Raw genomic sequence first — 12,046 nt, 5'->3', positions numbered from 1 at the left:
ACGCACAGGAGACACGCCATGAACCGCAACCAATGGATCGCCGACGCCGCCCGGCTGCAGGCCGAAGACCGCGCCTTCGCGCTGGTCACCGTGCTGCGCGCGCAGGCGCCCACCTCGGCCAAGGCCGGCGACAAGGCGCTGGTCACCGCCGACGGCCAGATCCACGGCTGGATCGGCGGCGGCTGCGCGCAACCCGCGGTGGTCAAGACCGTGCGCCAGGCGCTGGCCAGCGGCCAGCCGCAGAGCATCCGAATCGCGCCGACCGACGAGACCGCCGAGCGCACGCTGGGCGACGTGCTGGAGTTCGGCATGGCCTGCCACTCGGGCGGCACGCTGGAACTGTTCATCGACCCGGTGCTGCCCGCGCCGCAGCTGGTGGTGTTCGGCGACTCGCCGGTGGCGCGCGCGCTGACCGGGCTGGCGCCACGCATCGGCCTGCAGACCGTGCTGGTGGCCGAGGGCGCGCAGGCGGCCGACTTCCCCGACGCGGCGCGGGTGGTCGGCAGCGACCGCAGCGATGCCGTCGCCCAGGCCCTGCCGGCCGGCGGCCTGGTGGTCGTGGCCACCCAGGGCCGGCGCGACCTGCAGGCCTTGCGCGCGGCACTGGCGCTGCAGCCGCAGACCCTGTGGTTCGTGGCCAGCGAACGCAAGGCCAACGTGCTGCACGAGAGCCTGATCGGCGCCGGCGAAGATCCGGCGCAGGTGGCCGCCATCGTGTCACCGGCGGGCGAGCCCATCGGCGCCCAGACCCCGGAAGAGATCGCGCTGGCGGTGCTGGCGACGGTGGTCGCGGCGCGGCGTGGCCGACCGACGCGGACGGCAACGACCCCGGTCGCAGCGGCGAAGCCGGCACCGAAATTCAAGCTCGACCTGCCGCCGATGGAGATGGGCAGTTGCTGCGGCGGTGGCGCTGCGATGGCTGCCGACGCAGAATCGATCGTCGAAGCGGCACCGCCGGTGGTGGCCGCCAAATCCTGTTGCGGGGGCTGATCACGATGGGTTGCATTCTCAAAGGCGGTGGCGGTCTGTACAGCCGGGTGGTGGTGGGTGCGGTGCTGCTGGCCGCGGGTTCGGGATCGCGCATGGGCAACAAGCCCAAGTGCCTGCTGGAGCTGGGCGGCGTACCGCTGATCCGGCGCCAGCTGATCGCGCTCTCGGGCGCGGGCGTGGACGAACTGGTGGTGGTGCTGGGCCACTACGCCGACCGCATTGAACCGGTGGTGCGCGACTTCCCGGTCACGCTGGTGCGCAACCCCGACCCGGACGCAGGGCAGGTCTCGTCGCTGCGGCTGGGCCTGCAGGCGCTGGCTGGCAAGATCGACACCGTGCTGGTCGCGCTGGCCGACCAGCCGCTGATCAACTCGCAGGACATCAACGACCTGATCGGCGCGTACAAGAAGCGGCCCGAAGGCACCGAGGTCGTGCAGCCCACGGTGGACGGGCTGCCCGGCAATCCGGTGATGTTCAGTCAAAGCGTGCGCGAGCAGATCCTGGCCGGCGAGGCCCGCGTGGGCTGCAAGCAGTGGCAATCGGCGAACCCGCAGGCGGTGCACCCCTGGGCCACGGCCAACACGCGCTACCGCACCGACGTGGACAGCCCGGAAGACATCGAAGCCCTGGCCGCCCGCACCGGTCATCGCCTGCGCTGGCCTTCCGACCTGCTGACCGAAGCCTGAGCCACCGCAGAGCATGGCGCCCGATCCGCTGCTGTCGCTCTGGTCCACGCCGCTGGGTGTGCACCACTTCGCGCAGGCGGCGGACGTCAACCCGCTGCTGGTGCGCGTGTTCCGCAGCCTGCGTGCCACGGACCCCTGCGCCGATCCGGCCGCCGCCTTCTACGCCAGCGGCGACAACCTGCTGCAGCGCGTGCGCCTGCCCGAGTGGGACGCACTGGTGCGCTTCCTCGTCGACGGTCTGCGCCAGACCGTGGCCTTGGCCAACCAGGGCGCCTGGCCCGAAGCCGCACCCGGCTTGCAGATCGCTTTGCGCGGGATCTGGTTCCAGATCGCCAACCGGGGCAGCCACCACGACGTACACACGCACGGCAACTGCTCGTGGTCGGGCGTGTACTGCCTGCAGGTGGACGGCGATGCACAGCGCCAGGCGCACCCGCTGCTGGGCGCCACCAACGGCGTGACGCGTTTCTACGGCCCGCACTTCAACCACCTGGGCGGCGCGCACATGGACTTCGGCAACGCCTACCTGCAGTCGGCGCACCTCGACATCGCGCCGCTGCCGGGTCAGCTCGTCGTCTTCCCGTCCTGGCTGCCGCACCAGGCCATGCCCTATGACGGCGCGACCGACCGCGTCATCGTCTCGTTCAACGCCAGCGTGCACGCGGCCACCGGCAGCGACCAGCTGCACGGCTACAGCCATGTCTGAGGTGCTCCCCCCCGCGCCGCTTCGCGTCACCCCCCTCAGGGGGGCGGCACCTGGGGCCCGGCGAAGCCGGTTCCTCGGTGCCCTTGACGGGCGTCGCTTCATGCGCAGGGGTGGACTGTCCGCGCTGCGCCAGGCAGATACGTTGCTGGCCTGGGTGCTGCTGGGCTGGCTGGGCCAGCGACTGGGCTGGTCGCTGGCCAGCGGTGTGTTGCCGGTGGTGCTGTGGTGGACGGTGCGCTGCGCCAGCGCCAGCGCCAGCGCCAACGTCACCGGCCGCGGACCGGTGCCTCTGGTCTTGCTGCTGGGGGCCTGGACACTGCTGGGTTCGCTGCCCGCCCTGCCCTCGGGACAAGCTGCACTGGTGGCGCTGCTGGCGGCCTCCGCGCTGTGGGGCGGATGGAGCGCTTCCCTCGCGGCACGGTCTGGCGACACCACGCCCACACTGCCCGGCCAGGCAATGGGCCTGATGATGGGCAGCCTCTGGCTGTCGGGCCAGTGGTGCCTGGGGCCTGGCTGGACCGACGCGCAAGCCGTCGGATTGCATCTGGGTCTGATGGCCGGCCTGCCGCTGCTGTGGACAGCACTGCGCCTCGGTCGCCGCCAGCCCCTGCAAGTCTCGGTGCTGCAGCAGACCGTTCTGCTCGCCGCGGGGGCACTGCTGATGGCCTGGCCGGACGCTGCTGGCTGGAGGCTGGCCGGCATGGTGCTGGCGGCACTGGCCTGGTCACTGGAGGTGCCACCGGAGCCAGCCGATCGCCCGCTGTGCTCCCGCGTCCCGGCCGGCCTGGGCCCAGCTGTGCTGCTGTCCACCGGCCTGATGGCGCCCACGCTGGGGCCGCTGGCGCTGCAGGTTGCCTGGGGACTGATCGGCCTGCTGGCCCTCGCCTGGGTGGCGCGGGCTGGCTTCCAACGCGGCGCGGCGGTGCCGCCTCTGCGCCGCTGGCGCGACGCTGCCTGACCCCACGGGTCAGGCCCTCAGTCGAACTTCCAGTCGGCGCCCACCGGTTGCCCGACCTTGAGCACCAGCCCGTCGCCCTCCAGCACGATCGCGTTCATGCCGAAAGTGATCGCGCCGTTCAGACGCGGGTCCTGCCGGTAGGCCTGCAGCGCATCGCTGACCGCAGGCGTCGATGTCGCGGTGGACGGGTCGATGTTGGGAATGGGGCAGCGCGCGCAGGGTTTGACGTTTTCCAGCGTCGCCAGCCCGGCCCCGGTCTGCACCCGCCAGGCACCAATGCGGTCCTCGTCGTGCGGCTCGACGCCGGAGAGCACGATGTTGGGCCGGAATCGCCGCAGGTCCACCGGCGCTTCATCCGCCGCCGCCAGCCGCGCGTTCAGTTCGTCCAGCGACGCGGTGCTGGCGACCAGCACGCCGAAGCCGTCGGCGAATTGCGTCACCGATTCACGTCCGCCGGTCCATTTCGCGCTGCACAGGCGCCGGACTTCTGGGTCGAAGCGCACCAGCCGCAGCTTTTTCAGGTCTTCGGGCGCGTCCGGCCCCAGAAAGTCGGAAAACCACTGCGCCGCCAGATCGCCCATGTCCCAGGCGTCGACTTCGTCGTCCCAGACCCGCACCCGCCGGGCGAACTCGACACCGTCGAGCGAGAGGTGCAGCGCCAGCATGCCGGGGGCGCGCAGCACCAGCTGGTCAAGCTTGAACGAAGGCTGGATCAGGGCCATGCGCGGCAGCTCGCGCTGGGTCACGAATTCACCCTGCGCGTCGACCACCATCCAGGCCCGGTCCCACTCCAGGCCGGTCGGCGTCAGCAGCGCCTCTTCCAGCCGCACGCCCGCGCAGGACTTGACGGGATAGATCCAGAGCTGGTCGATGCGGGCCTGCAGATCGGGTTCGGTCAAAGCATTCATGCCCGAATTGTGGCCTGCTCCTAAAATCCGGGGATGGCTCTCCTCTCTCCGTCCCCGGCCGCGTCCCGGCGTTTCGATGTGTGCATCCGTGGCGCCGGCGTGGTCGGCCAGACGCTGGCCCTGCTGCTGGCGCGCGAACGCCTGAAGGTCGCCCTGGTGGCCGCGCCCCGCCCCGCGACGACGGCGCCCGACGTGCGCGCCTATGCGCTCAATGCGGCGGCGCGCGAGCTGCTGGTCTCGCTTCGTGCGTGGCCCGAGACCGAAGAAGCCAGCGACACCGTCCCCAGCGTCACGCCCGTGACCCGCATGGAAGTGCACGGCGACGACGGCGGCGACCTGAACTTCTCGGCGCAGGACCAGGGTGTCGCGGCGCTGAACTGGATCGTCGACGTGCCGGCGCTGGAGAAGCGGCTGGCCGACGCGGTCGGATTCCAGGGCGGCATCGAGCGCTTGAACGAGCCCGTGCCGGCTGCGCTGACCGTGGTCTGTGAAGGCAAACGCAGCGCCACGCGCGACGAACTGGGGCTGGAGTTCGACGTCCGGCCGTACCCGCACAAGGCGATTGCCGCCCGCCTGACGACCGAGAAGCCCCACGGGGGCGTGGCCCGCCAGTGGTTCGAACGTGGAGAAATCCTCGCCCTGCTGCCCTTGGCGGGCGAATCGGGGAACTCCGTGGCCCTGGTCTGGTCTGTCCCTGCTCAGCAATCCGAAGATTGGCTTCGCGCAGCACCAGAGGCGCTGGCACAGGCGGTGCAGGAGCGATGCGGCCAGGCACTGGGCGGGATGCAGCTGGACGGTCCGGCGCAAGCCTGGCCGCTCGAACTCTCCCGCGCACGGCGCTGGATCGCGCGCACCGGACAGGGCAGCGTGGCGCTGGCCGGTGACGCGGCGCACGCCATGCACCCGCTGGCCGGGCAGGGCCTGAATGTCGGGCTGGCCGACGTGGCGGAACTGGCGCGTGTGATCCACGGGCGCGAGTTCTGGCGCGAGCTGGGCGACCTCAGGCTGCTGCGGCGCTACGAACGCGCCCGACAGGCCGAGGTGACCGCCATGGGCTGGCTCACCGATGGCCTGTTCGGGCTGTTCGGTCAGACCGACAGCCGCGTGCAGGCCGTGCGCAACTGGGGCATGAGCGGCGTCGACCGTCTCGGACCGCTGAAACACTGGCTGGCCCGCAAGGCCATGGGCCAGGTGGCGTGACCCGCTACCGGCTTTCTTTCCACATTCACGCCGCAGGCGACCCCATGAACTTTCTGAACCGATCCCTTGTTGCCTTGGTCCTGGCTGCGGCTGGCCTGAGCGCCTTCGCCCAGGAGGCCACGATCCGCAAGGCGCTGGCCGAGCGTTACCCCAACCTGCCCAAGATCGACGAGATCAGCAAGACGCCTGTTCCCGGTCTGTACGAGATCCGCCTGAACCACAGCGACATCATGTACTCGGACGAATCGGGCAACTTCCTGATCCAGGGCAACCTGATCGATACCCGCACGAAGACCGACCTCACCGAAGAGCGCCAGTCGAAGCTCACCGAAATCGACTTCAAGGACCTGCCGCTCAAGGACTCCTTCACCATCGTGCGCGGCAACGGCAAGCGCAAGGTGGCGGTGTTCGAAGACCCCAACTGTGGTTACTGCAAACGCTTCGAGCGCGACCTCACCAAGGTCGACAACGTGACCATCCACGTGTTCCTCTATCCGATCCTGGGCGGCGATTCGCCCGAGAAGTCGCGCAACATCTGGTGCACCAAGGGAGACAAGGGCAAGGCCTTCCTGGACTGGATGACGCGCGACGTCATGCCGCCGGCAGCCACCTGCGACGCCACCGCGCTGGGCCGCAACCTCGAATTCGGCAAGAAGGCCCGCATCACCGGCACCCCGACCCTGATCTTCGCCAACGGCACCCGCGTCCCCGGCGCGGTGGGTGCCGACCGCGTCGAGAAACTGCTGGCCGACGCCAAGTAAACCTCTGAATCCATGAATTTCCCGCTGCACGATCCCGACGACGCCGCGCTCGCGCGCACCCTGGGCCAGGCCGGACTGGTGCCCTTTGTCATGCTGGCTGTCCTGCTGTGGGTGGTCGACGTGCGCCTGCAGGCCTGGGTCGCGATCGCGATGACCGCCTACGCGGCGCTGATCGTGTCGTTCCTGGGCGGGATCCACTGGGGCATCGGCTGGCTCGGCGGCCGGCACGAACAGGGTGTGGCGCACAGCCCGCACCACCAGCGCAACCATTTCCTCTGGGGCATCGTGCCTTCGCTGATGGCCTGGCCCGGGCTGCTGATGCCGGCGTTTGCCGGACTGGCCTGGCTGGGCTTCACCCTGATCCTGTGTTACCTGGCCGACCGCACGCTCTACAAGCGCGCCGGCCTGGAGGCCTGGCTCACCCTGCGCTTTCGGCTCTCGGCGATTGCCGCGCTGAGCTGCTTCGTCGGCGCGGCGGCCATATGAGCCGCGCCTGCCCCGCCGCACCCGCCCTGCGCTACCGCGTCGAGGTGCTGAACCTCCGGGCCCACCTGTTCGAGGTCACGCTGGAGATCGACCGGCCCGCCAAGGCGCAGAAATTGGCGCTGCCGGTCTGGATTCCGGGCAGCTACCTGGTGCGCGAATTCGCGCAGCATCTGCAGCATCTGCAGGCGGCGCAAGGCGGCCAGCCGCTGACCGTGAAGCAGCTGGACAAGCACCGCTGGCAGGTCGACAACGACGGCCAGCGCACACTGTGCCTGCGCTGGGAGGTCTACGCCTTCGACGCCTCGGTGCGCACCGCCTTCCTCGACGCCACGCGCGGCTTCTTCAACGCCACCAGCCTGTGCCTGATGGTCGCGGGCCGCGAGGACGAACCGCATTCGCTGGAAATCGTGGCCGGCGACATACCCGCCGGCTGGCAGGTCGCCACCGGGCTGACCGCGACCAAGGTGGATGCCGCCGGTTTCGGCCACTACCTGGCGCCCCACTACGACGAACTGGCGGACTGCCCGGTCGAGATGGGAACCTTCTGGAGCGGCGAATTCAGCGCCTGCGGCGTGCCACACCGCTTCGTGGTCAGCGGCGCGGGCGGCTGGTTCGATGGCCAGCGACTGCTCGACGACACGCGCCGCATCTGCGAGCAGCAGATCCGCTTCTGGCACGGCGATGGCCAGCCACCATACGACCGCTACGTGTTCATGCTGCATGCCAGCGCCGACGGCTACGGCGGGCTCGAACACCGCAACAGCACCGCGCTGATTGCGCAACGCGCCGATCTGCCCAAGGTCCGCGGCAAGGACGACAAGCCTGCTGCGCTCAAGGCCACCGACGGCTACACCACGCTGCTTGGTCTGATCAGCCACGAGTACTTCCACACCTGGAACGTCAAGCGCCTGCGGCCTGCGGAGTTCAAGCGCTACGACTACAGCCGCGAGAACCACACCGAGCTGCTCTGGTTCTTCGAGGGTTTCACCAGCTACTACGACGACCTGATCCTGCGCCGCGCCGGCCTGATCGACGACGCGACCTACCTGAACCTGGTCACCAAGACCATCAACCAGGTGCAGCAGAGCCCGGGGCAGCGCGTGCAGAGCGTGGCGCAGGCCAGCTTCGACGCCTGGACCCGCTACTACCGGGTCGGGGAAAACACCCCGAATTCGACGATCAGCTACTACACCAAGGGTGCGCTGGTAGCGATGTGCCTGGACCTCACATTGCGCGCCGAAGGCCACACCTCGCTGGACGCCGTGATGCGCGCGCTCTGGCAGCGCACGCAGGGCGGCCCGATGCGCGAAGCCGACCTCGCGACCGTGCTGCGGCAGCTGGGCAGACGCAGCTTTGTCAGCGAACTGGCGCAATGGGTCCACGGCACCGACGACCTGCCCCTCGCCAGCCTGCTGGCCGCGCGCGGCGCCAAGGTGCACCAGGACAAGACGCCGCTGGCGCAACGCCTGGGCCTGCGCGTCTCGGAGAACGGCGGCCTCACGGTAAAGAACGTGCTGCGCGGCGGCGCCGGCGAAGCGGCGGGTCTGGCGGCCGGCGACGAATGGCTGGGCGTGGAGTTTCCGCCGGCCAAGCGCGGCCAGCCGGTCGAAGCCTGGCGCGTGCGCAAGCTCGACGAGATCGACGGCTTGCGTGGTCTTCGGACCATGCTGACCGCTCTGATCGCACGAGACGGCCGGCTGCTGCGCTGCCCACTGACCTGGCCCATCGACAACGCACCGGGCACCACCGCCATGCGCCTGACGGTCGAGGATGCGGTCAAGCTCGGCGCCTGGCTGGCCTGAAGCGCCTCAGCGCTTTCTGAGGTCCACCACCCGCTTGGCCTTGCCCTGGCTGCGCTCCACGCCGCCTTCGGGCCGCAGCTCGATCTCGACGCTGGAACCGACAAACACCTTGATCTCGTGCCGCAGCAGCGTGGCGGCCGCGCGGGCCTCGATGCTCTCGGGCGAGAGACCCGGCCGCGTCTCGACCGCCACCGTCAGGTTGTCCATCGGCCCTTCGCGCGTCAGCACGCACTGGTAGTGCGCGGTGAGCTCGGGGCGTTTGAGGATCAGCTCCTCGATCTGCGTCGGGAACACGTTCACGCCGCGCACGATCATCATGTCGTCGCTGCGGCCGGTGATTTTTTCCATGCGGCGCATGGTCCGCGCTGTGCCGGGCAGCAGACGCGTGAGGTCGCGCGTGCGGTAGCGGATGATGGGCAGCGCCTCTTTCGTGAGGCTGGTGAACACCAGCTCGCCCAGTTCGCCGTCGGCCACCGGTTCGCCGGTGTCGGGGTTGATGATCTCGGGGAAGAAGTGGTCTTCCCAGATCGTCGGGCCGTCCTTGGTTTCGACACACTCGTTGGCCACGCCCGGCCCCATGACTTCCGACAGGCCATAGATATCGACCGCATCGATGCCCATGCGCTGCTCGATCGCCAGCCGCATGTCGTTGGTCCAGGGCTCGGCGCCGAAGATGCCCAGGCGCACGCTGCTCTCGCGCGGGTCCAGGCCCAGGCGCTCGAACTCGTCGGCGATCGCCAGCATGTAGCTGGGCGTGACCATGATGATGTCGGGCCGAAAGTCCTGGATCAGTTGCACCTGCCGCTCGGTCTGGCCGCCGCCGAAAGGCACGACCGTCAGGCCCAGTTTCTCGGCGCCGTAGTGCGCGCCCAGACCACCGGTGAACAGGCCGTAACCGTAGCTCACATGCACCATGTCGCCTGGCCGCGCGCCGCTGGCGCGGATGCTGCGCGCCATCACCGTGGCCCAGGTGTCAATGTCCTTGAGCGTGTAGCCGACCACGGTCGGCTTGCCGGTGGTGCCGCTGCTGGCGTGGATGCGCGCGCACTGTTCGCGCGGCACCGAGAACATGCCGAACGGGTAGCTGTCGCGCAGGTCCTTCTTGGTCGTGAACGGAAACTTCGCCAGATCGGCCAGCGAACGGCATTCGTCGGGATGCACACCGGCTTCGTCGAACTTGCGGCGGTAGACCGGCGAGTTGGCGTAGGCGTGGCGCAGCGTGCCCTGCAGGCGCTTGAACTGCAGACCACGCAACTCGTCGATGCTGGCCTTCTCGATCGGTTCGAGCGGAAATGCTTTCATGCGCCCTCCTCCTCGGGAAAGACGGTGCCGGGGATGACCGCGCTCTTGCCGCGGAACATCGCCACCACTTCGCCCTTCTGGTTGGTGACTCTCATGTCGTAGATGCCATGCCGGCCCTGCAGCGTCTGCTCCAGGCCTTCGCAGGTCAGCACGTCGCCTGCGTGCGCGGGCTTGAGGAATTCGATGTTGCAACCTGCGGCCACCGCGTTCTTGTTGTGGCTGTTGCAGGCAAAAGCGAAGGTGGAGTCGGCCAGGGTGAAGATGAAGCCACCGTGGCAGATCTGGTGACCGTTGAGGTGCAGCGGCTGGACGGCCATGCGGATCACCGCCCGGCCCGGCTCCACCACCAGCAGCTCCATGCCCATGGTGTCCTTGCTGGCCACGTCGACCGCGAACATGGTCTCGCCAACCCGGGATGCGCGTTCTTGCGGACTCATCATTCCCCCTTGAACTGCGCCGGGCGCTTCTGGCGGAACGCCATCACGCCTTCGATGTAGTCGTGCGTCTGGCCCAGGGCCGACTGGGTGTCGCGCTCGGCGTCCAGCTGCTCGTTGAGCGTGCGTGTGGAGGCGTCGCGCAGCAGGGCGCGGGTGGCGACGATGGCCTTGGTGGGCATGGTCGCCAGCTTGCCGGCCGTGGCCAGCGCGCTCTCGAGCGGATCGTCGGCCACGTCCCAGATCATTCCCCATTCCTTGGCCTGCGCGGCGGGGAGCTTGTCGCCGGTCATCGCCAGCGCCATGGCACGCGCCAGCCCCAGCCGCTCGACCAGGAACCAGCTGCCGCCCGCGTCTGGGATCAGGCCGATCTTGCTGAAGGCCTGGATGAAGCTCGCGCCCGGCGCGGCGATCGCGATGTCGCAGGTCATGGCCAGCGAGGCGCCCGCACCCGCCGCAACGCCGTTGACCGCGGCGATGGTCGGCATGCGCAGCCCCTGCAGGCGGCGCACCGTCGGGTTGAAGGCCTGGTCGATCACCGGGCCGGGATCGGCGCGCTTCACGAGATCGGGGCCGGGTTCGAAGTCGAACTCGGCCAGATCGGCACCCGCACAGAAACCCCGGCCCGCACCGGTGATCACCAGCGCGCGCACCGCCGGATTCGCCTCGGCGCGGTCCAGTGCGGCCCAGAGCTCGCGGTGCATCTGGCGCGTGAAGCTGTTGAGGGCGTCGGGACGGTTGAGCGTGACCAGGGCCACGGCGCCGCGTTCTGTATAGAGAACACTGGCCTCTTCGGTTGCGGGGCTCATGAAAAGCTGTCTCCTGTCGTTCTGGAACGTCGCATTCTGGCATTAGCCGACCCATCGGTCGGTTAATGTTTTCCCTTGGGTCGCCGGTCGAAAGACGGGCGGCTATAGTTGACGTTTACGTCAATTCCCCCATCCACTCGAGGACACACCATGAGCGAAACCGCCGCCCCCGAACTGATCACCGTGCGCACCGAAGGCCGTGTCGGCATCGTGACGCTCAACCGCCCCAAGGCGCTCAACGCGCTGAACGACCAGCTCATGACCGAACTGGGAACCGCGCTCAAGGCCTTCGACGCCGACGACGGCATCGGCTGCATGATCATCACCGGCAGCGAAAAGGCCTTCGCAGCCGGCGCCGACATCGGCGCCATGGCCAAGTACACCTTCGCCGACGTCTACAAGGGCGACTACATCACCCGCAACTGGGAAACGATCCGCAGCATCCGCAAGCCAGTGATCGCTGCCGTCAGCGGCTTCGCCCTGGGCGGTGGCTGCGAGCTGGCAATGATGTGCGACTTCATCATCGCCGCCGACAACGCGAAATTCGGCCAACCCGAGATCAAGCTGGGCATCATCCCCGGCGCTGGCGGCACGCAGCGCCTGCCGCGTGCGGTCGGCAAGAGCAAGGCCATGGACATGGCTCTGACCGGCCGCATGATGGATGCCACCGAGGCCGAACGCGCCGGTCTGGTCAGCCGCGTGGTGCCGCTGGACAAGCTGATGGACGAAGCCCTGGGCGCGGCGCTCTCGATCTGCGAGTTCTCGCTGCCCAGCGTGATGGCGGCCAAGGAATGTGTCAACCGCGCCTTCGAAGGCGGCCTGGCCGACGGCGTGATGTTCGAACGCCGCATGTTCCACGCCCTGTTCGCCACCGACGATCAGAAGGAAGGCATGGACGCGTTCGTGAACAAGCGCAAGGCGGTGTTCAAGCACGGCTGATTTTTTTCCAGGGGTTTAACCCCGTCCGGCCTGCCGGTTCGTTTCATGGGCATCACCACCCCTCA

The 12,046-nt window shown here is 68.8% G+C and carries 13 protein-coding genes; 9 read left to right on the top strand and 4 right to left on the bottom strand.

The features are described 5' to 3' along the window. Positions 1 to 18: 18 nt before the first annotated feature. From ACLIJ1_RS08775 to ACLIJ1_RS08760, 4 genes are all read left to right on the top strand, one after another. Positions 19 to 990: an XdhC family protein gene (locus tag ACLIJ1_RS08775; RefSeq protein WP_411365129.1), complete on the top strand. Its 972-nt coding sequence runs from the start codon at positions 19 to 21 to the stop codon at positions 988 to 990. A 5-nt stretch (positions 991 to 995) separates the two neighbouring features. Then, positions 996 to 1,676 carry an NTP transferase domain-containing protein gene (locus ACLIJ1_RS08770; RefSeq protein ID WP_411365128.1) on the top strand — a complete coding sequence of 227 codons (681 nt, stop codon included), beginning with the start codon at positions 996 to 998 and terminating at the stop codon, positions 1,674 to 1,676. Positions 1,677 to 1,689: 13 nt separating this feature from the next. Beyond that, positions 1,690 to 2,382, top strand: a complete 693-nt coding sequence (locus tag ACLIJ1_RS08765) for a TIGR02466 family protein (protein WP_411365127.1) — start codon at positions 1,690 to 1,692, stop codon at positions 2,380 to 2,382. 100 nt (positions 2,383 to 2,482) lie between these two features. Further along, entirely contained in the window at positions 2,483 to 3,340 is an 858-nt protein-coding gene (locus tag ACLIJ1_RS08760) for a hypothetical protein (protein WP_411365126.1), read from the top strand. A gap of 17 nt (positions 3,341 to 3,357) precedes the next feature. On the opposite strand, the gene ACLIJ1_RS08755 is transcribed toward ACLIJ1_RS08760, so the two are convergent. Next, complete coding sequence (locus tag ACLIJ1_RS08755; protein ID WP_411365125.1) at positions 3,358 to 4,248, bottom strand: MOSC domain-containing protein; 891 nt, start codon at positions 4,246 to 4,248, stop codon at positions 3,358 to 3,360. A gap of 33 nt (positions 4,249 to 4,281) precedes the next feature. On the opposite strand from ACLIJ1_RS08755, the gene ACLIJ1_RS08750 reads away from it, so the two are divergent. Genes ACLIJ1_RS08750 through ACLIJ1_RS08735 form a run of 4 tightly spaced genes read left to right on the top strand, consistent with a single transcriptional unit; the run spans position 4,282 to position 8,497 of the window. Then, entirely contained in the window at positions 4,282 to 5,448 is a 1,167-nt protein-coding gene (locus ACLIJ1_RS08750; RefSeq protein WP_411365124.1) for an FAD-dependent monooxygenase, read from the top strand. Between the two features lie 44 nt (positions 5,449 to 5,492). Further along, the gene (locus tag ACLIJ1_RS08745; RefSeq protein WP_411365123.1) at positions 5,493 to 6,209 is read left to right on the top strand and encodes a DsbC family protein; all 717 of its coding nucleotides are present in this window, start codon (positions 5,493 to 5,495) and stop codon (positions 6,207 to 6,209) included. Positions 6,210 to 6,221: 12 nt separating this feature from the next. Next, positions 6,222 to 6,695, top strand: a complete 474-nt coding sequence (locus tag ACLIJ1_RS08740) for a DUF3429 domain-containing protein (RefSeq protein WP_411365122.1) — start codon at positions 6,222 to 6,224, stop codon at positions 6,693 to 6,695. Continuing rightward, complete coding sequence (locus tag ACLIJ1_RS08735) at positions 6,692 to 8,497, top strand: M61 family metallopeptidase (RefSeq protein WP_411365121.1); 1,806 nt, start codon at positions 6,692 to 6,694, stop codon at positions 8,495 to 8,497. Before ACLIJ1_RS08740 ends, ACLIJ1_RS08735 begins: the two co-directional genes overlap by 4 nt. A gap of 6 nt (positions 8,498 to 8,503) precedes the next feature. On the opposite strand, the gene paaK is transcribed toward ACLIJ1_RS08735, so the two are convergent. From paaK to ACLIJ1_RS08720, 3 genes are read right to left on the bottom strand one after another with little or no spacing between them, the layout of a single operon-like run. Continuing rightward, entirely contained in the window at positions 8,504 to 9,799 is a 1,296-nt protein-coding gene (paaK, locus tag ACLIJ1_RS08730; protein WP_411365120.1) for a phenylacetate--CoA ligase PaaK, read from the bottom strand. After that, positions 9,796 to 10,236, bottom strand: a complete 441-nt coding sequence (gene paaI, locus ACLIJ1_RS08725; RefSeq protein WP_411365119.1) for a hydroxyphenylacetyl-CoA thioesterase PaaI — start codon at positions 10,234 to 10,236, stop codon at positions 9,796 to 9,798. Before paaI ends, paaK begins: the two co-directional genes overlap by 4 nt. Then, positions 10,236 to 11,042 carry an enoyl-CoA hydratase-related protein gene (locus ACLIJ1_RS08720; RefSeq protein WP_411365118.1) on the bottom strand — a complete coding sequence of 269 codons (807 nt, stop codon included), beginning with the start codon at positions 11,040 to 11,042 and terminating at the stop codon, positions 10,236 to 10,238. Before ACLIJ1_RS08720 ends, paaI begins: the two co-directional genes overlap by 1 nt. A 150-nt stretch (positions 11,043 to 11,192) precedes the next feature. Between ACLIJ1_RS08720 and ACLIJ1_RS08715 the strand changes: the two genes are divergently transcribed. Beyond that, positions 11,193 to 11,981: an enoyl-CoA hydratase gene (locus ACLIJ1_RS08715; protein ID WP_411365117.1), complete on the top strand. Its 789-nt coding sequence runs from the start codon at positions 11,193 to 11,195 to the stop codon at positions 11,979 to 11,981. Positions 11,982 to 12,046: the final 65 nt, after the last annotated feature.

Source organism: Hydrogenophaga sp. RWCD_12, assembly GCF_046604225.1.
Classification (GTDB): domain Bacteria; phylum Pseudomonadota; class Gammaproteobacteria; order Burkholderiales; family Burkholderiaceae_C; genus Hydrogenophaga.
The sequence above is the reverse complement of the archived record's forward strand: the minus strand, read 5'-3'. Positions and strand labels throughout refer to the sequence as shown.